The organism is Luteibacter sp. UNC138MFCol5.1, assembly GCF_900110505.1.
Classification (GTDB): Bacteria; Pseudomonadota; Gammaproteobacteria; order Xanthomonadales; family Rhodanobacteraceae; genus Luteibacter.
The window spans coordinates 696824-715642 of the sequence record NZ_FODZ01000003.1; the positions used below are offsets into that span (position 1 = coordinate 696824).

The window sequence follows — 18819 nt, forward strand, 5'->3', positions numbered from 1 at the left end:
GGACAAGGTAACGACATGCGTTTCGAGTTCGGCAACAACTGGCGATCCTTCCTCGCGCTGCTCGACGAGCGGCGAATCGAGGAGTCGGAGCGCGCCATCAAGATATCACTGGGTCGCGACAATCTCGCAGGCCTGAGAGTGCTGGACATTGGCTCGGGCAGCGGCTTATCGAGCCTCGCCATGCATCGACTCGGAGCCTCGGTTACGTCGTTCGACTACGATGCGATGTCCGTCGAATGCACGCGCGAGCTTCGGGACCGGTTCGCAGCAGGCTCCGAGCGCTGGGAGGTCATGCGAGGGTCGGTGCTCGATGCACCCTTCATGGCTACCCTTGGGTCGTACGACATCGTTTACGCGTGGGGCGTGTTGCATCATACGGGCGACATGTGGCGTGCGATCGACCTTGCTGCTAGCCGAGTCGCGGATGGCGGCCAATTCCTCGTCGCGCTTTACAACGATCAGGGATGGCGCTCACGGTTGTGGTGGCACATAAAGCGAGCTTACTGCAGCGGCTCGATCGGTCGCGCGCTGGTCAAGACAGCCTTCTATCCCCTCTTCGCGCTTTATGCCTTGGCGCTAGACCTGCGCCAGGGCAACATGCCGGGTACCCACGCACGGAACTACGCGAGACGACGCGGCATGTCGCTCATCCACGACTGGCGCGACTGGCTGGGTGGATATCCCTTCGAAGTGGCGAGCCCGGCGGCCGTGCATTCGGCGCTGACACCGCGCGGTTTCTCGCTGGAGAACGAGACGCTGACGAGGGGATGGGGCTGCAGCGAATTCGTGCTCCGTCAGCAGGGCGCGAAGCGTGGCTAGTGAGTTCACCCATCGAATGCGCGAGGTCGAACTGGCGCCGGCCATACGGCTCCTTTCCTCGGCGACCGACGTGCTGGAGCTAGGCGCCGGCGACGGCTGGCAGTCCCGCGCGCTCGCCGACCTGGGATTCCGGATGACCGCCGTCGACGTCGATGCGTCGCGCATCGGTCCCAACCCGGCGTACCCCGTCACCCTGTATGACGGGCTATCCTTGCCCTTTCCCGACCAGTCGTTCGACGCGATCTACTCTTCGAACGTCCTGGAGCACGTCGAGGCGTTCGATCGCGTCCAGCAGGAGCTCGCGCGCGTGCTTCGGCCTGGTGGCTTCGCGGTTCATTGCGTGCCAAGCGGCGTCTGGCGGACCTGGACGACCCTGGGCCATCCGATCTATGCGCTAAAAGCTCTGCTCTCGCTGCGGCACGTGGGAACCCCTGGTCGCGCGGCGCTGCGCGAGAACCTGGGAAAATCGCGAAGTCGGGCGCGAAAGGCGGCTTCGTTGGTGCGGCTAGCGTTTCTCTCGCCGCGACATGGCGAACACGGCACGCTCTTGAGCGAGCACGGCCTTTTCAGGCGCGCAGGATGGCATCGTCGATTTGTTGATTCCGGATGGAGTGTTCGCAGCGTCGTATCGACGGGCGTTTTCTATTCGGGCAACGAAGTCTTCGGGCTGCGCCTTGGGGAATCCAGACGCCGCGTCCTTGCGCGAATCGTCGGCAGCAGCTCCCTCATCTTCACGCTCGTTCCGCGAACAAGGTAACCACATGCTAGGCAAATTCACGCGTTTTGGCCGCGGCATCCGTTGGCTTGTGACCGGCAAGCCTGCGCAGCGCCGTCGTGCGCGCCAGGAACTTGCGCGTATCGCCGCAGGCCTTTTCGGCGACTTCCCCCTGAGCGACGATTACAAGTACTGGCGCCAGGATCGCGAGTTCCTCGCCGACTACCAGCGACTTTCGCCAGGCAACGCGTTCTCGCAGGACAGAAAGTGGACATTGCGCGAATACGTACGACTGAGCAACAGGCTAACCGGCGACCTCGCCGAATGCGGCTGCTACCAGGGTGCCACCGCGTATTTCATGGCCCAGGCGTCGACCTCCGGAACGTTGTGCCTGTTCGACTCGTTCGAGGGCATCTCCCGCCCCGGGGCTGGTGATAATGCGGACGACGACCAGATCATGCCGTGGGCAGAGGGCGACCTCAGTGCCAGCGAGTCCGTGGTGCGGCATACGCTCGAGTCCTTCACGAATGTCGAGTACTTCAAGGGTTGGATCCCGACGCGGTTTGCCGAGGTAAGCCATCGTCGCTTCCGCGTCGTGCATATCGACGTGGACCTCTATCAGCCGACGCGCGACAGCATCGAGTTCTTCTATCCGCGCCTCGTGACTGGCGGCACGATCGTCATGGACGACTACGGCCTCATGACCTGCCCGGGCGCTCGCCGCGCCGCCGACGAGTTCGCAAGGGCGCATGGCATCGACATTCTCGAACTTCCCACCGGGCAGGGAATCATCACTCGCCAGGCGGATTAGACGCGGCGCGGACTGGCGGTGGCCCCGCAAGTGCAAGGCCCGCCGCGGCGATGACCTGCGCGCAACGAAGCATGAGTGCCATCGCGGCCGACTCCGGCAACGAAAGCCCGACGCCTTGCCCCCCGAATACATAAATGGCATCGAGGACGCCCAGGTTCCCAGGCAGCAAAGCCACGAGCGAGGAGACATAAACCATGCACGCCAGAAGCAGTGCGTGCCCTGGGTGAATCGGCGCACCGTAGGCGCGATACACGAACCACAGCAGCGCTGTGCCAACGAGATACTGCATGACGACGCCAACGATGCCGGCCAGGCCGATACCGCTGATCGCATCGATGAGCAGATCGCGTTTCCCCACGAGCCAGCGCGGCCTCGCCGCGGAGCCGATGCTTCGGCGCAGCATGCTGCGCAACATAGGAACTAAGACGAATACGACGATGCATGTCCCCCCAGCGAGCCGCGCGTATGGAGCCGTCAGCGTCAATAAGCCCACCCCACACCCTGCCAGCGATATCCATCCACTGGTGCAGAGTTGTCGCCACGTCGCAAGCAAGCTTTCGCGCCAGCCAACGCCATGACGCGAAAGATAGGCTATGCGCAGAGCAACGCCCGGCTGAAACGGGCCCAGATAATTTGCGAGCGATGTCAACGCCCAAACCCGTGAGAGCGGCCACACGGATACGTCGTCAGAGGAATCGAGAAAAGCGATGAAATTCCTGGCCTGAATCACGATCGCCGTCACCATGAACCCAGTCGCCATCACCATGGTCCATGCCTGCTCGCGCCAGACCCGCATAAGCGGCTCGCGCCAGTAGTACGCCGCGGCGACGACAGCGACAAGAAACGCTGCGTAGGCAGCACGCCGCACTCCCACGCTGAAATGCAGACGCAGCCGCTTCATGCCTTCCCTTCCAGCGCCGTGATGTACCGGGCGGCGATCGCATCGGGAGCGTGCCGACGGACCAGTTCTTCGCCGCATTCAGAGGGAGTCGCCAACTCGTCGTCTATCGCCTGAGCCAGCGCCTCGCTGTCGCCGGCTGCGGCGAGACGCCCAAAACGCCCCCCTGCAAGAAGTTCGGACGGTCCCGAGCGGCAATCGGTGGACACCACGGGAAGCCCGAGGGTAACGGCCTCAAGCAGGACGTTGGGATAGCCTTCCCATCTTGATGAGAGTACGAAAAGAGCAGCCCGCCGCATCAACGGATACGGATTCTCGAGGGGACCTGTGAGATGGACTGCCCGCTGCAGCCCCATTGCCAGAACCTGCGCACGCAGTCGCTCTGATTCCGGACCACCGCCAACGATCACCAGATCGTGACTCTTCCGCGCGCCCGCCTTCGCGTACGCATCCAGCAAAGTCGAATGATCTTTCTGCACAGTAAGACGGCCGACGCTGATGATGTAAGGGCGCGTCTCAGGCACCGGTTCACTACCCGCGAGGCCAAGGATGCGGTTCGCGTCGATCGGGTTCGGGATCGCCAACAAGCGATCCGGTGGGAGTCCGAGCAAAGCGAGATCCGCGGCAACGCCTTCGGACACCGTGACGATCCGATCGGCACGCCCGTACGAAACCCGCATGAGCCAGTTCATCATCTTGCTCGCGTTGAGCGTGCTCGCCGCCTCGCGAACGACGACGGTCCCTGCATACCTCGCAAGCCGGGCGGCGGCCAGGGTCACGATGTTCGTGCCCGTCATCGTGCTGAGGACCGCATCCGGCCGTTCGCGACGGAGCATCCGCCACAGGCGGAAGGCGCTTGTCACCGCGAGCCACGCCTTGGCATCGACGGTGGTCCGCTTCGGCGCCCAATACCGCGCGGCTTCCGGCACTTCCGCGATAAGTTCGCCGGAGCCCGACAGATTGACGATGTGGACGCTCAGTCCGAGCGCGAGGAACCGGCGCGCGAGTTCGAGCATCACGCGTTGCGCGCCACCGAAGCGAAGATCCGGTAGCACCAGCATGATCCGTTTAAGCGACGGCTTGCTCAAAGCGACTCGCGCCACAACAGATAGCTGTAAACCAGCCAAAGAGGCTGCGAGTGATCCACGGCGCCGCCACGGTGTTCGACGAGCAACCGGTGAATCTCGCTGCGGTCGACCATGCTGCCTTCCAGGAGCGGCAGCATCTGCGCGATCTCATCGCCCAGTCCGCCGCGAAGCCAGTGCGCCACGGGAGACGCAAAGCCCTGCTTGCGGCGACTCCATATGAAATCGGGTGCGTGACCTCGCATGGCCCGTTTCAGCAGGCGCTTACCTTTCAGTCCATCGAAATGCCAGTGCCAGGGCAAACGCAACACGAACTCGACGAGACGCCTGTCGAGGAAAGGGCTACGCGCCTCGACGGAATGCGCCATCGTCGCTCGATCGACCTTGGCAAGAATGTCCTGAGGCATCCATGTAAGCCAGTCGCGAAGCATCATATGCCTGACGTCGTCGCCCTGCTCAGGCCACGGGGCCGCTGGGGCCGAGCGACCTGCCGGAAGATGCGGTGACAACCGTTGAAGGATGGCCGCCCTGATGGCGGGCGGCGCGGAATACGCGCCCGCCGGCTCGCGAGCAAGCGCGACGAAGAGGTGCGCCCGCTTGAGGAAACTGCCACTGTGGTGGGCGAACGGCTCGGGGAAAGCAAGCACCGCCTCTTCAATGCCGCGACGGAGGAACGCCGGAACTTTCCGATAGCGATCGCGCAGCAGACGCCCAGCGTACCGCGCATAGCCGCCAAACACCTCGTCGCCACCATCGCCTGTCAGCACGACCTTGACATGCGCCCCAGCGACTCGCGCTACCAACGAGGATGGCACAAGCGATGCGTCGCCAAAAGGCTGGCCCATGCGAAGCGAGAGCGTGCGAGCCAATGGCATGGCGTCGGCGGATTGCAGTTCCTCAGCAATATGGCGCGTGCCGAGTTCGGCGGCCGCGCGTGCGGCGAACGGGCGCTCGTCGTAGGTCGATTCGCCAAAACCCGCGGTGAACGTCCGAAGGTTCCCCGCGCCTAGCCGCTTCGCAAGCGCGCAGACGACCGTGGAATCCACTCCTCCGGACAGGAATGCACCAACTTCGACATCCGCGGCGAGCTGACGCGATTCGACGGCGGTGGCGAGCAACGCCCGGACCTCCTCCGCCGCCTCCTCGAAGCCAATGGCCAGCGGCTCGCCAGTCGGATTCCAGTAACGGATTTCGTCACGCCGCCCGTCAGACGTGATCTTCATCCAGTGGCCCGGAAGCACCTCGTGCGTATCGACGAAGCAAGTCCGGCCCGGCATGGTATAGCCGAAGCGGAAATAATCGGCGACATCCGGGTCGCTCTCGCGCCACGGCATGTCGGGGAGCAGGAGCCGTAGCGACGGCAACTCGGAGGCGAACGCTGTCTTGCCACCCTCCGCGCGATAGTAGAGCGGTTTTTTCCCGAAACGGTCTCTCGACGCGAGCATGGAGCCATCGCCAGCGTCATGCAGGACGAACGCCCACATGCCATCCAGCCGTTCGATGAAACGCTCTCCCTCCAGAACCAGTCCGGCCAACAGGACCTCGGTATCGCTTGCATCGCGGAATGTCCATCGCGAGGCGAGGGATTCCCGCAGTGCGCGAAAATTGTAGATCTCGCCGTTGAACACCAGGGTCCACCGGCCGGAGGGGTCGCGCATGGGTTGCGCACCGCCGACGAGGTCGACGATGGCAAGGCGAAGATGTCCGGCCGTGAAGGTCTCGCCGGCGATCGCAGCTCGCGCGTCGGGACCGCGGTGGGACATGTCGTCCAGCGCGCCACCTATGCGGAGCATCCGCTCCGCTTCGCCGAGCGCCGGCGCGTGGAGAAACGCAAGGCCGCACATCAGCCAGCTCCTCGGTGAGCGTCGACGACGCGATGGAAGATTTCGGCGTACTCTCCGGCCGCACGCGCCCATCCGCCATCGCGCTCCATGCGCTGCCTGGCGGTACCACCCATGCGCTCCAGACGTGTTGGGTCCAGGCAGGCATCGTCGAGCGCCGCAGCAAGCGCGGGAGGATCGTCGACCGGCACGATCCAGCCCGTTGCGCCGGGGATCACGAGGTCGACCACGCCGGGCAGGTCCGTACTTATCACGGGCAATGCCGCGGCGGCCGCTTCGATCACGACGTTAGGTCGCCCTTCGGAGCGACTCGACGATACGAACAGATCGAGGCTCGCGAAGAATGAAGGCATGCGCGATGGCGCAAGCTCGCCCGCGAACGTGATGTTCGACGCGATACCAAGCGCTTCAGCGAGGCCGGCCAGCTTTTCGCGTTCAGGCCCGTGGCCGACGAGTGTGAGATGCACATTCGCTCGCTCTTTCATCTGGGCAATGGCGGTAATCAGCACGTCGAAGGCTTTGCGGTGAATCAGACTGCCGACAGCGCCGACTCGCACCAACCCGTGCGGCGTTGGAACCTTTACGACGGAGAGAAAAGCCTCGTCTACGCCATTTCGCACGACCCCGATCTTGCTGGCATGCATCGGCGAGTAAGCACGCAAGTCGGCCGCCATCGCGTCGGACACGCAGATCACCGCGTCGCTGCCTGCCAGGGCGACGTCGAGCAGCCGCCTGTCGAGCGACGACCGCATGGCCCGTTTGACATCGTCACCACGAAACGTCGTGACCACCGGGCGACGGGCAATGCGCCCGGCGAGGACGGCCATAGCGCCGCAGATCGCCCAATTGGCATGGATCAGATCGGCCATGCGTGCCTGGCGAACGGCTCGCCAGCACAGGCTCGCAAGCATCGGCGGAATCCAGGCGGCGCGCCAGGGATGCCGACGCAGCCCCGGGGCAACGCCACCCGACTGTTGCGCGAGTCTCTGTGCACTAGCCGGTGCATAGCGGACCGGGATGACGGACACGACGCCGGACTGCCGCGGATCCGTCGGCCGGTCATCCGCGGGGCAGACCACCACGACGCGCGATGCGGGAAGTCGCGCGTACAGCCGTTCGATGAATATCCCCGCCCAGCTCGACGCTCGAAGCGGATAAGACGTCGTGAGTGCGAGGATCGTCAGACTCACCGGCTCAGCCGTCCTTCTTATAAGTCAGCGCCGTGATCTGCTCGGACACCAGGCCGATAAGAAAGACGATGACCCCGGCGCTCCAGAGAAGAGTGCTCATGTTGGTCAGCCGCCCGTCATGAGCGAATGTCCACGCGTAATTGAGGCATCCCAGAAGGAAGAAGACCACGCTCACCGGGAAGAACAACTTCAACGGCGAATACAACGTCGCGATCTTGAAAATGATCAACAAGAACCGAACGCCATCCTTCAGCGGCTTGATGTGACTCTTCCCCACCCGCTCCGCGGCCTTGATCGGCTCATACGCGACGCCATAGGCACTGCGGAAGAACGCCATCGTGCTCGTCGTCGGGTAGGAGAAGCCGTTGGGCAGGAGATGGATGAACTCGCGGAATCGATCGGCCCTCGCGACCCGGAACCCGGAGGTGAGGTCCGCCACGGCCTGCCCTGTCATTCGGCTCGCCAGCCAGTTGTAGAGCGTGTTCGCCAGACCGCGCCCGACGCCCGCCTGGCTCTCCCAGTCCCGCGCACCCACGACCATGTCGTAGCCCTGTTCCAGCCGGGCCATGAGGCGCGCGATGTCGGCGGGATCATGCTGGCCATCGCCGTCCATGAAGACGAGGATCTCGCCCTTCGCCGCCCGGGCACCGCGCTTGATCGCGGCGCCGTTACCCATCGAGTAGGGAGACGACAGGCAGACCACCCCCGAGGCCGCGCATACGGCCTTCGTATCGTCGGTGGACCCATCGTCCACGACGATGATCTCCGCGCCGGGCTGGGCGGCGGTCAGCCGGGGCAACAGGTCTTTCAGGGCGGCCGCCTCGTTCTTGGCGGGAAGGATGATGCTTATACGACTCAAGAGATGTCCCCCGTGGTCGTTGAATCATAAGGGATATCGCCTAGGGGAAACGAGTACGGGCAAGCGGATTCCAGGGCTCCCGCAGCCCCGGCACGTTCACATGCGTCACGCGTGACCAATTGCATAATCTGGAGTAGATTCAGCCGCGTATCTCGGGGAAACGGGTCCTTCATGGCTTCTCAAATGCATACGCCGATGCTGGCAGGCCTCACGGGTATGGCGCGGCGCCTGGTGACCGAAAACGTCCTGGCGGAAGCCGACGTCCGCAAGGCCGTGCAGGACGCCGCGGAAAAGCGCGTCTCGCTCTCGTCCTGGCTGGTCGACCACAACCTCGTCGACAGCGCGAAGCTGTCGCAGGTGGCGTCCGCCGAATTCGGCATGCCGTTGATGGATATCGCGGGCATGGCCGCCGCCAACATGCCGCTTGACCTCGTCACCGAGGCCCTGATCACCAAGCACCAGGCGCTGCCCCTGTTCAAGCGCGGCAAGCGGCTGTTCGTCGGCATCGCCGATCCGATGCAGTCGCACGCCCTGGACGAGATCAAGTTCCACTCGAACCACATGGTGGAGCCGGTGCTGGTGGAGCGCGGCCAGCTGAGGCGGATCATCGATACCGCCCTGTCCGCCATGACCGCGAATGTCCCGGGGTTCGAGGACGGCGGACTGGAAGAACTCGCGCTCGAAGGCGGCGACGACGACGGCGAGACCACCGGCATCGACGCCAACGCCAACGACGACGCCCCGGTCGTCAAGTTCGTCAACAAGATTCTGGTCGACGCGATCAAGCGTGGCGCCTCGGATATCCATTTCGAGCCGTTCGAAACGGTGTACCGCGTCCGCCTGCGCATGGACGGCATCCTGCGCATCGTCGCCACGGCGCCGATCAAGCTCGGCACGCGCATCGCGTCGCGCCTGAAGGTGATGAGCGGCCTGGACATCGCCGAGCGCCGCGTGCCGCAGGACGGCCGCATCAAGCTCAACCTCACGAAGACCCGCGCGATCGACTTTCGCGTGAGCACGCTGCCGACGCTGTTCGGCGAGAAGATCGTGCTGCGTATCCTCGACGGCTCGTCGGCCAAGCTGGGCATCGACAAGCTGGGCTACGAGGAAGTGCAGAAGAAGCTGTACCTCGATGCGATCGAAAAACCTTACGGCATGGTCCTGGTCACCGGCCCGACGGGCTCGGGCAAGACCGTCTCGCTGTATACCGCGCTCAACATCCTGAACATCGAGGGGCGCAACATCTCCACCGTGGAGGATCCCGTCGAAATCCGCGTGGAGGGCATCAACCAGGTCCAGCAGAACGTGAAACGCGGCATGACCTTCGCGGCCGCCCTGCGTTCGTTCCTGCGCCAGGATCCCGACGTGATCATGGTCGGCGAGATCCGCGACCTCGAGACGGCGGAAATCGCCGTGAAGGCGGCCCAGACCGGCCACATGGTCCTGTCCACGCTGCACACCAACGACGCGCCCCAGACCATCTCGCGCCTGATGAACATGGGCATCGCGCCCTACAACATCACTTCGTCAGTCACCCTGATCATCGCCCAGCGCCTGGCCCGCCGCCTCCACGACTGCAAGAGGGAGATCACGCTCCCGCCGGCGGCGCTGCTCGCCGAGGGCTTCACCCAGGAAGAGGTCGACGCGGGCATCACCCTCTACGAGGCGGTCGGTTGCGACAGCTGCAACGAGGGTTACAAGGGTCGCGTGGGCATCTATCAGGTCATGCCGATGGTCGAGGAGATCCAGAGGATCGTCCTGGAAGGCGGCAACGCGCTGCAGATCGCCGAAGTGGCGAAGGCGGCGGGCATCAACGACCTGCGGGCCTCGGCCCTGCTGAAGGTCCGCAACGGCGTCACCAGCCTGGCTGAGATCAACCGGGTGACCAAGGACTGACCGCCCGGGCGTCGGCCGTGTGAAGATGTGCGCCAGACGGCAGAAAGGCACGGGCCCCAGCCGTCACACTAGAATAAGAGCAAGGGGCCGCCCGGGAGGGCCGGCCCACTGAAGCATCCACCGGGGGGAACACCGCGCCATGGCTACTGCCACCGCCACGAAGAACGCGCGCGCCATCGGCGCGGCGCGTGCCGAAGTCAACAAGCTCACCATGTACGACTGGACCGCCCTCGACAAGCGCGGCAAGCGCATGAAGGGCGAGATGCCGGCGAAGAATGCCTCCCTCGTGAAGGCCGAACTGCGTCGCCAGGGGATGAATCCGCAGACGGTCCGTGAGCGGGCGAAGCCGCTGTTCGGTGCTGCGGGATCCAAGGTCAAGCCGAAGGACGTCGCTATTTTCAGCCGCCAGATCGCGACCATGATGGCCTCCGGCGTGCCGATGGTACAGGCGTTCGACATCATCGCGAACGGCCAGAAGAACGTCCGCTTCAAGAACATGCTGACCGACGTCAAAGGCTCGATCGAAGGCGGCTCCGCGCTGCACGAAGCGCTTGCGCTTTATCCTGTCGAGTTCGACGAGCTTTATCGCAACCTCGTGCATGCTGGCGAATCGGCCGGCGTGCTGGACACGGTGCTGGACACCGTGGCCACGTACAAGGAGCGGATGGAGAGCATCAAGTCCAAAATCAAGAAGGCTCTCTTCTATCCCATCATGGTGCTGGTCGTCGCGCTGCTCGTCAGCATGATCCTGCTGCTCTTCGTAGTCCCCGTCTTTCAGCAGACTTTTACCGATGCGGGCGCCGAACTGCCGCTTCCCACCCAGATCGTGGTGTCGGCATCCAAGTTCATGCAGTCGTACTGGTGGCTCGTGATAGGCGGCATCGTGGGCGGCATCTCGGCCATCGTGATGGCGAAAAAGCGCTCGCTGAAGTTCGCGCATTTCCTCGAGAGGGTCTCGCTGCGGCTGCCGGTCATGGGCAACATCCTGCGGCTCTCGGCCATCGCCCGCTTCGCCCGCACGCTTGGCGTGACCTTCCATGCGGGCGTCCCGCTGGTCGAAGCCCTCGAGGCGGTTTCAGGTGCGACCGGAAGCATCATCTATGGCGACGCCGTCATGCAGATGCGCGACGACATCGCCGTGGGCCACCAGCTGCAGCTCTCGATGCGCCAGACGGGCCTGTTCCCCAACATGGTGGTGCAGATGACCGCGATCGGCGAGGAATCCGGCTCGCTCGACCACATGCTGTTCAAGGTCGCCGAATTCTACGAGGAAGAGGTCAGCAACGCCGTGGACAACCTCGCCACGCTGCTGGAGCCCCTGATCATGGTCATCCTCGGCGTGCTCGTCGGCGGCATGGTCATCTCTCTCTACCTGCCCATCTTCAAGCTCGCCGGCACGGTCTGATTTTCGTCGCGCGCGAGGCACAATAAGGACCCTTCGCCCTCGCGGGCGAAGGGTCTTTTCTTTGGATACGGATCGCTCATGCCGGAACTGCCGCTCTCTCTCTGGATCGCCTTCGCCGCGGTGTTCGGCCTGCTGGTCGGCAGCTTCCTCAACGTCGTGATCCTGCGCACGCCGCCGCGCATGGAATGGGAGTGGCGTCGCCAGGCGCGCGAAGTGCTGGGGCTCGACCCCGTCGACGAGCCGAAGCCACCGGGCGTGGCGCTCGAGGCGTCGCATTGCCCGCGGTGCAAGCACCGCCTCGCCGCCCACGACAACATCCCGGTGTTCGGCTGGCTCTTTCTTCGTGGCCGCTGCCGCTACTGCAAGGCCGCGATTTCCGCGCAGTATCCGGCGGTCGAACTGCTCACGGGCATCGCCAGCGGGCTCGTCGTGTGGCACTTCGGGCCGACGGCCGCCGCGCTGGCCGCCCTGCTCTTCACCTTCTTCCTGATCGCGCTGTCCGGCATCGACGTGCGCACGCAGCTGCTGCCCGACGAGCTCACCTATCCCCTCCTCTGGATCGGGCTGGCCCTCTCGCTGATTCCCGCGTGGCAGCCGTCGCCCATGTCGCCGTCGAGCGCGATCGTCGGCGCCCTGATCGGGTACCTCAGTCTGTGGAGCGTCTACTGGCTGTTCAAGCTGCTCACCGGTAAGGAAGGCATGGGCCACGGCGACTTCAAGCTACTGGCCGCCCTGGGCGCATGGATGGGCCCGGTGTCGATCCTGCCCGTGGTGATGCTGTCGTCGCTGATCGGCGCCCTCGTGGGCGGCAGCCTGATGCTGTTGCGCAAGCACCAGCGCGACGTACCCATCCCGTTCGGTCCATACATCGCCGCCGCCGGCTGGGTCTGGCTGCTCGCCGGCGACCGCTTGCTCGCCGCCTACCTGCACGTGTCGGGCCTGCGATGAGCCGCTTCGTCGTCGCGCTGACCGGCGGCATCGCCTCGGGCAAGAGCGCGGTCGAGCGGCGCTTCGAGGCGCTGGGCATCCGCGCCTACGACGCCGACGTGGCCGCGCGCGCCGTGGTCGAACCCGGATCGGAGGCGCTGGCCGAGGTGGCACGCGTGTTCGGGCCGGAAGCGCTCGATGCCGGCGGCGCGCTCGATCGCGCGGGCATGCGCCAGCGGGTGTTCGCCGATCCCGCGGCCCGGGCGACGCTCGAAGGCATCCTGCATCCGCGCATCCGCACCTGGCTGCGTGAGGCCGTGGCGGCGGACAGCGGGCCGTACTGCATCCTCTCGATCCCGCTGCTGGTCGAGAACCTCGCGCATTACGACTGGGTGGATCGCGTGCTGGTGGTCGATGCGCCCGAATCCGTGCGCGTCGAGCGGCTGGTCCGGCGCGACGGCGTCGATGCGAGCCTCGCGACGACGATGATCGCGGCTCAGGCATCGCGCGAGGCCCGCCTGGCGATCGCCGACGACGTGATCGTCAACGACGGGAACGAAGCGGCGCTGGACGCCGCGGTGGCGGCGCTGGACCAGCGCTACCGGGATCTCGCGACCCGATCCACCCGACCATCGTAGGAGCGCGCCCTGCGCGCGACATGTTTTGTAGCCGGGCCTGCAAGCTGGCGCGCAACGCTGAGGACAGGGGCGAAAAGATGTCGCGCGCAGGGCGCGCTCCTACGACAGCGACGTGTCAGACCAGCGACGCCGCCGCCAGGCGTTCGGCCACGAAATCGTCCGCCGGCATCGGCTGGCCGATGTGATAGCCCTGCACCAGGTCGCAGTCCATCTCGACGAGACGCAGCAGCGTGGCTTCGTTCTCCACACCTTCGGCCACGGCCTCCATGCCCATCCGATGGGCGACATCCACCATGGCCTGCACCAGCAACTCCGTGCGGCTGTCGGTGATCATGGCGTCGACGAAGGTGCGGTCGATCTTCAGCTCGGTGGCCGGGAAGTGACGCAGATACGCGAACGACGCGTAGCCGGTGCCGAAGTCGTCGATCGCGACGCGCACGCCACGGTCGCGCAGGCTGCGCAGCACGCGCACGCTCATGTCGAGATCGGTAAGCAGCGCCGTCTCGGTGATCTCCACGATCACGGCCGTGGGCGGCACGCCCCAGATCTCCATGGCGCCGATCATCTGCTCGGCGAAGCCCTGCTCCGCGAAGACACGCGGCGAAAGATTGATCGCCACATCGAGCGGGCAGCCGCCGCGGTGCAGCGCCGCCGCATGGCGTAGCGACGCGTTGAGGCTCCAGCGGGTCAGCGGCACGATCAGGTCGCTCCGCTCGGCGAACTGGATGAAATCGGCCGGCGCGACGTGCACCTGCGCGGTCGTGGTCCAGCGGGACAGCGACTCCACGCGCACCACCTCGCCCGAGCGCAGGTCGCGCAGCGGCTGAAAGGCGACGTGGAGGCGATTGGCCTCGATGTCCTCGCGAAGCTCGCCGTAGAGGATCTCCACCGGCGTGGCGTCCGGCTGGTAGAGGGCGAACGGCTCCCCGATGCGCAGAGCTTCGTCGTGCGCCAGCTCGGCACGCCGGTAGAGCAGCTCGGCGGAGGTGCCGTGCTCCGGATGGACTGCGACACCGACGACCGGTCGTCCGTGCCAGGGACGCTCGCCACGAAGCAGCGGACTGTCGAAGGCACCGACGATGCGCGTGGCGGCGAGCAGCGCGTGCGTGCGGTTGCGCACCGACGGCAGCACGACCACGAAGGAATCGTCGCCCGCGACGAACACGGTATCGACATGCCGCAGGGCCTCGACGAGCCGGCCCCGGGCGGCGAGCATGATCTCGCTGCCGAAGTCGTAGCCGAAACGCAGCTGCGCCTCGCGGATGCCTTGCAGGCGGACCACGAGCACGGCACGCCAGCTCGTATCGGGGACGACCCGGTCGAGGATGACCTGCACGGCAGGCAGGATGTCGGCGCGTTCACTCATGGAAGGAAATACTCGCTGGGATCGATGCCGTAGCTACCGGGCGGCAGTGTACGCAGGATTTCCCTGCGAACCACGTCCGCCTGGTACATGAGGTCGACGATCAGGAATTCGTCGCGCGGCCCCTTGTCCGTACGCGTCAGGACGGCCACACGCGGCTGCAGGCGGCGGACCTGATTCTGCACCATCACGATCGCGACTTCACCCGTGTTGAGTTCCACGAGCGTTCCGGTGGGATAGACGCCGAGGCACGCCTGGAACTGTTCGACGAGCTCCGCCTGGAACAGACGATCGCGCCCGGCGTAGAGCTCGCGCAGGGCGAGGTGTTGCGACACGGCGGGCCGGTACGGCCGTCGCGACGACATCGCGTGGTACGTGTCGATGATCGCCGCCATGCGCCCCGCGAGCGGGATCGCCGCGCCGGCGAGGCCTTCGGGGTATCCGCTGCCGTCGTAACGCTCGTGGTGCGTCAGCAGCATGTCGCGCACGTCCGGATCGTCGACGCCGGAATGGTCGAGGATCGCCACGCCTTCGGTGACGTGCTGCCTTGCGAGTTCCCATTCGTCGTCGTTGAGCGGCCCGGCCCGGTTGAGCATCTCCTCCGGCAGCTGCGCCTTGCCGACATCCATCAGCAACCCGCCGGCGGCGAGGCTGACGATGGCCTCGGGCGCGAAGCCCATGTGCCGGCCGAAAGCCGCGGCGAGCGTGCTGCAGCCCACGGCGTGCTGGTAGGTATAGGTGTCGCGGCGACGCAGGCTCTCCACCCACGAGAAGGCATCGCCGCTGCGCAGGACGCTCGCCACGAGCGGCCGCACGGCCTGCTCGACGGCGCCGGGGTCGATGGGCCTTCCCTCCTGGATGTCGTCGACCAGGCGCTCGGCGAAGCGCGTGACGCCTTCGAAAGCCTCCTGCGCGCGAGGCACCTCGTCGTCGAACGAAGCGGTGTCGGTATAGGTGTGGCTGGGCACCAGCCGCGGATTCACCGGGGCGGGCCCCGGGGCGCCACCCATGCGGGCACCCGCGACGCGCGGCGGCGCGCCGACGACGGTCGATACGGCCGCCGGCGCCACGCGACGATGCAGGTCGACGAAGACGTACTTGCAGAATTTCGCGAGGCGCTCGATGTCGTCGCGGGACGTGATGGGCACGCCCTGCAGCGGGAACGGGGTGTCCGACCATTCGCAATCGAGACGACTGACGTACATGCCGACCTCGAGGTCGGTCACGAATACGCGTCTCTCCACCAGGTCGTACGCCACGCTTCCGCTCCCTCCAGACGAAGACATCTGCCCTTTATCGGCACCCTTTCGCGATCCTGAAGGGACGGACGTGAGGAATACGCGGTGGCCCCGGTCTAGTGAGGAGTAACCCTCCAGGAGCTTCCCATGCGCCGCCTCCTTTCCACCCTGTTCGTCGCCCTCGCCGCCTGCTCGTCCGCCGCCGCGCGGGACGAGGGACTCAAGCTGCCCGCCCCCACCGTGGACGCCGCCCCGGCCACCGGGGAAGCCACCGCCGTCTTCGCCGGCGGGTGTTTCTGGGGCGTGGAGGGCGTCTTCCAGCACGTTCGCGGCGTGAAGAGCGTCCGCGCGGGCTACTCGGGTGGCGATGCCGCCCACGCGAACTACGACGACGTCAGCGAGGGTGACACCGGGCACGCCGAATCGGTGCGCGTCGTCTACGACCCGGCGCAGGTGACCTACGGCCAGCTGCTCCAGGTCTTCTTCTCCGTGGTGCAGGACCCGACCCAGCTGAACCGCCAGGGACCCGACACCGGCACCCAGTACCGTTCCGCGATCTTCTACGCCACGCCGGAGCAGAAGAAGGTGGCCGATGCCTACGTCGCGCAGCTCACCGCGGCGAAGAGCTTCCCGGCCCCGATCGTCACCCAGGTCGCCCCGCTGAAGGCGTTCTATCCGGCCGAGGACTATCACCAGGACTACATGCGCCAGAACCCGGACGACCGCTACATCGTGATCAACGACCTCCCCAAGGTGCTGGCGCTGCAACGGATCTACCCGGAGCGCTACGTCCCGGGCTGGGCGAACGGCCGCTGATCGCCGGCCTTCGTAGGAGCGCGCCCTGCGCGCGACATGTTCTGAGGCCACGCCGCGGAGCTGGCGCGCAGACCTTGGGAACCGAGGCGAAAGATGTCGCGCGCAGGGCGCGCTCCTACGACATGAGCGTCAGCATCGGCAGGTCGAGGCCCTGCTCGCGGGCGCAGGCGATCGCTTCGGGGTAGCCGGCGTCGGCGTGCCGCATGACGCCCGTGCCCGGATCGTTCCACAGCACGCGGGCGATCCGGCGGTCGGCCGCTTCGGTGCCGTCGCAGACGATCACTACGCCGCTGTGCTGGCTGTATCCCATGCCGACGCCGCCGCCGTGGTGCAGGCTGACCCAGGTCGCGCCACCGGCCACGTTGAGCATCGCGTTGAGCAGCGGCCAGTCGCTGACGGCGTCGCTGCCGTCGCGCATCGCCTCGGTCTCGCGGTTCGGGCTGGCGACGGAACCGGAATCCAGGTGGTCGCGGCCGATCACCACCGGGGCCTTGAGTTCGCCGTTGCGGACCATTTCATTGAACGCCAGGCCCAGGCGGTGGCGCTCGCCGAGGCCGACCCAGCAGATACGCGCGGGCAGGCCCTGGAAGCTGATGCGCTCGCGCGCCATGTCGAGCCAGCGGTGCAGGTGCGGATCGTCGGGAATCAGCTCCTTCACCTTCGCGTCGGTCTTGTAGATGTCTTCGGGATCGCCCGATAGCGCCACCCAGCGGAACGGGCCGACGCCGCGGCAGAACAACGGCCGCACGAACGCCGGCACGAAGCCCGGGAACGCGAAGGCCTCCGTGAGGCCCTCGTCCTTCGCCATCTGGCGGATGTTGTTGCCGTAGTCGAAGGTCGGCACGCCCATCGCGTGGAACGCCAGCATCGCTTCGACGTGGCGCCGCATCGACGCCTTCGCGGCGCGCGAGGTGCCCGCCGGATCGCTCTTGCGCCGCTCGAACCATTCCTCGACCGTCCACCCCGACGGCAGGTACCCGTTGACCGGGTCGTGCGCGCTGGTCTGGTCGGTGACGGCGTCGGGCCGCACCCCGCGCTTCACGAGTTCCGGCAGGACATCGGCGGCGTTGCCCAGCAGCGCCACCGAGACGGCGCGTCCCTCCTTCGCGTAGCGGTCCAGGCGGGCCAGCGCATCGTCGAGGTCCGTCGCCTGTTCGTCGACGTAACGCGTCTTCAGGCGAAAATCGATGCGGCTCTGCTGGCATTCGATCGTCAGCGACGATGCGCCCGCCAGGCTGGCGGCGAGCGGCTGCGCGCCGCCCATCCCGCCGAGGCCCGCCGTGAGAATCCAGCGACCGGCGAGGCTGCCGCCGTAATGCTGGCGACCCATCTCGACGAAGGTCTCGTACGTGCCCTGCACGATGCCCTGCGAACCGATGTAGATCCACGAGCCGGCCGTCATCTGGCCGTACATCATGAGGCCCTTGCGATCGAGTTCGTTGAAGTGTTCCCAGTTCGCCCAGGCGGGCACGAGATTGGAATTGGCGATCAGCACGCGCGGGGCGTCCGGATGCGACGGGAACACGCCGACCGGCTTGCCGGACTGGACGAGCAGGGTCTGGTCGTCGCGCAACTCGCGCAGGCTGCGCAGGATGGCGTCGAAGCACTCCCAGTTGCGCGCGGCGCGGCCGATGCCGCCGTAGACCACCAGCTCGGCCGGATTCTCGGCCACCTCGGGATCGAGGTTGTTCTGCAGCATGCGGAACGGCGCCTCGGTCAGCCAGCTGCGGCAGGTCAGCTCGCTGCCGCGCGGAGCGCGCACGATGCGGGTGGTGTCGATGCGCGTGACTGCGGCCATCGGTGGAACTCCGTCGATGCAGGAATCCCCGATTATGGTCCCGCGCCGCGACGCGTCGCCAGACGCGTCGCAGCAACGGCGGTCAGCGTCCCGCCGACGATCCCCGAGCCGGCACGGGCTCGACCCGGCGCGTCTGGGTAGCGGGCTCGCTGGCCGGCAGCGACTGGTAGCGTTTCACCGCGTCCTCCTGGCGCGCCCGATAGAGCTGCTGCTGGCTGCGGTCGGCGGCGTCCAGCTGGTTCTGCAGCGCCGGGTTGGTCGTGTTCGCCCGCTGGCGATCGAGGTTGCCCTGGCGCAGCTGCTCTCGGACGGCGTTCTGGTTCTGCTGGTTCTGCAACTGCTGCCGGTCGACCTGGCGCTGCCACTGCTGGGAAGGGCTCGGCGTGGTGACGATCACGGGGCGCGGCGGGGGCGGCGCGGCCGGTTTCGGCGGCGGGGTCTGCGCAAGCGCCAGCAGGGGAGACAGGGCCGTCAGGGTCATCAGCAGGAAGTTGCGTGATGAATTGGTCATGGGACTCGT

At 66.1% G+C, this 18819-nt stretch carries 16 protein-coding genes and 1 pseudogene; 8 read left to right on the plus strand and 9 right to left on the minus strand.

The features are described 5' to 3' along the window. Nucleotides 1–15: 15 nt before the first annotated feature. From BMY69_RS19985 to BMY69_RS11660, 3 genes and pseudogenes are all read left to right on the plus strand, one after another. Nucleotides 16–477, plus strand: a pseudogene (locus BMY69_RS19985) (class I SAM-dependent methyltransferase); the annotation flags it as partial. A gap of 358 nt (nt 478–835) precedes the next feature. Next, entirely contained in the window at nt 836–1576 is a 741-nt protein-coding gene (locus BMY69_RS11655) for a class I SAM-dependent methyltransferase (RefSeq protein WP_090178187.1), read from the plus strand. A 4-nt stretch (nt 1577–1580) separates the two neighbouring features. Next, complete coding sequence (locus BMY69_RS11660; protein WP_090178189.1) at nt 1581–2345, plus strand: TylF/MycF/NovP-related O-methyltransferase; 765 nt, start codon at nt 1581–1583, stop codon at nt 2343–2345. On the opposite strand, the gene BMY69_RS11665 is transcribed toward BMY69_RS11660, so the two are convergent. Genes BMY69_RS11665 through BMY69_RS11685 form a run of 5 tightly spaced genes read right to left on the minus strand, consistent with a single transcriptional unit; the run spans nt 2326 to nt 8218 of the window. Next, nucleotides 2326–3246: a lysylphosphatidylglycerol synthase domain-containing protein gene (locus tag BMY69_RS11665; protein ID WP_177191148.1), complete on the minus strand. Its 921-nt coding sequence runs from the start codon at nt 3244–3246 to the stop codon at nt 2326–2328. The two genes, BMY69_RS11660 and BMY69_RS11665, sit on opposite strands and share 20 nt — an antisense overlap. Beyond that, nucleotides 3243–4331 (minus strand): glycosyltransferase, encoded by a 1089-nt coding sequence (locus BMY69_RS11670; RefSeq protein WP_143070461.1) that lies wholly within the window; start codon nt 4329–4331, stop codon nt 3243–3245. Before BMY69_RS11670 ends, BMY69_RS11665 begins: the two co-directional genes overlap by 4 nt. Continuing rightward, on the minus strand, nt 4328–6172 hold the full coding sequence (gene asnB / locus BMY69_RS11675; protein ID WP_177191149.1) for an asparagine synthase (glutamine-hydrolyzing): 1845 nt from the start codon (nt 6170–6172) through the stop codon (nt 4328–4330). Before asnB ends, BMY69_RS11670 begins: the two co-directional genes overlap by 4 nt. Beyond that, the gene (locus tag BMY69_RS11680) at nt 6172–7359 is read right to left on the minus strand and encodes a glycosyltransferase (protein WP_090178199.1); all 1188 of its coding nucleotides are present in this window, start codon (nt 7357–7359) and stop codon (nt 6172–6174) included. The genes asnB and BMY69_RS11680 overlap by 1 nt, the downstream gene beginning before the upstream one ends. Nucleotides 7360–7363: 4 nt before the next feature. Then, entirely contained in the window at nt 7364–8218 is an 855-nt protein-coding gene (locus BMY69_RS11685) for a glycosyltransferase family 2 protein (protein WP_090178202.1), read from the minus strand. Nucleotides 8219–8389: 171 nt separating this feature from the next. On the opposite strand from BMY69_RS11685, the gene pilB reads away from it, so the two are divergent. The 4 genes from pilB (at nt 8390) to coaE (ending at nt 13084) form a co-directional block, all read left to right on the plus strand. Next, complete coding sequence (pilB, locus tag BMY69_RS11690; protein ID WP_090178205.1) at nt 8390–10114, plus strand: type IV-A pilus assembly ATPase PilB; 1725 nt, start codon at nt 8390–8392, stop codon at nt 10112–10114. Nucleotides 10115–10253: 139 nt separating this feature from the next. Further along, the gene (locus tag BMY69_RS11695; RefSeq protein WP_090178208.1) at nt 10254–11519 is read left to right on the plus strand and encodes a type II secretion system F family protein; all 1266 of its coding nucleotides are present in this window, start codon (nt 10254–10256) and stop codon (nt 11517–11519) included. A gap of 78 nt (nt 11520–11597) precedes the next feature. Continuing rightward, nucleotides 11598–12467 carry a prepilin peptidase gene (locus BMY69_RS11700; RefSeq protein ID WP_090178210.1) on the plus strand — a complete coding sequence of 290 codons (870 nt, stop codon included), beginning with the start codon at nt 11598–11600 and terminating at the stop codon, nt 12465–12467. Continuing rightward, nucleotides 12464–13084: a dephospho-CoA kinase gene (coaE, locus tag BMY69_RS11705; protein ID WP_090178213.1), complete on the plus strand. Its 621-nt coding sequence runs from the start codon at nt 12464–12466 to the stop codon at nt 13082–13084. Before BMY69_RS11700 ends, coaE begins: the two co-directional genes overlap by 4 nt. A 115-nt stretch (nt 13085–13199) precedes the next feature. On the opposite strand, the gene BMY69_RS11710 is transcribed toward coaE, so the two are convergent. Both BMY69_RS11710 and BMY69_RS11715 read right to left on the minus strand, forming a co-directional pair. After that, nucleotides 13200–14450: a putative bifunctional diguanylate cyclase/phosphodiesterase gene (locus BMY69_RS11710; RefSeq protein ID WP_090178216.1), complete on the minus strand. Its 1251-nt coding sequence runs from the start codon at nt 14448–14450 to the stop codon at nt 13200–13202. Beyond that, complete coding sequence (locus BMY69_RS11715) at nt 14447–15706, minus strand: HD-GYP domain-containing protein (RefSeq protein ID WP_177191150.1); 1260 nt, start codon at nt 15704–15706, stop codon at nt 14447–14449. Before BMY69_RS11715 ends, BMY69_RS11710 begins: the two co-directional genes overlap by 4 nt. A gap of 126 nt (nt 15707–15832) precedes the next feature. Here BMY69_RS11715 and msrA point away from each other — a divergent pair, with 126 nt between their 5' ends. Continuing rightward, nucleotides 15833–16501 carry a peptide-methionine (S)-S-oxide reductase MsrA gene (gene msrA / locus BMY69_RS11720; protein WP_090178222.1) on the plus strand — a complete coding sequence of 223 codons (669 nt, stop codon included), beginning with the start codon at nt 15833–15835 and terminating at the stop codon, nt 16499–16501. A 115-nt stretch (nt 16502–16616) separates the two neighbouring features. Here msrA and hutU read toward each other — a convergent pair whose 3' ends face one another. Beyond that, nucleotides 16617–18299 carry a urocanate hydratase gene (gene hutU / locus BMY69_RS11725; protein WP_090178225.1) on the minus strand — a complete coding sequence of 561 codons (1683 nt, stop codon included), beginning with the start codon at nt 18297–18299 and terminating at the stop codon, nt 16617–16619. 82 nt (nt 18300–18381) lie between these two features. Then, complete coding sequence (locus BMY69_RS11730) at nt 18382–18810, minus strand: hypothetical protein (protein WP_090178227.1); 429 nt, start codon at nt 18808–18810, stop codon at nt 18382–18384. Between the last annotated feature and the right edge of the window lie 9 nt (nt 18811–18819).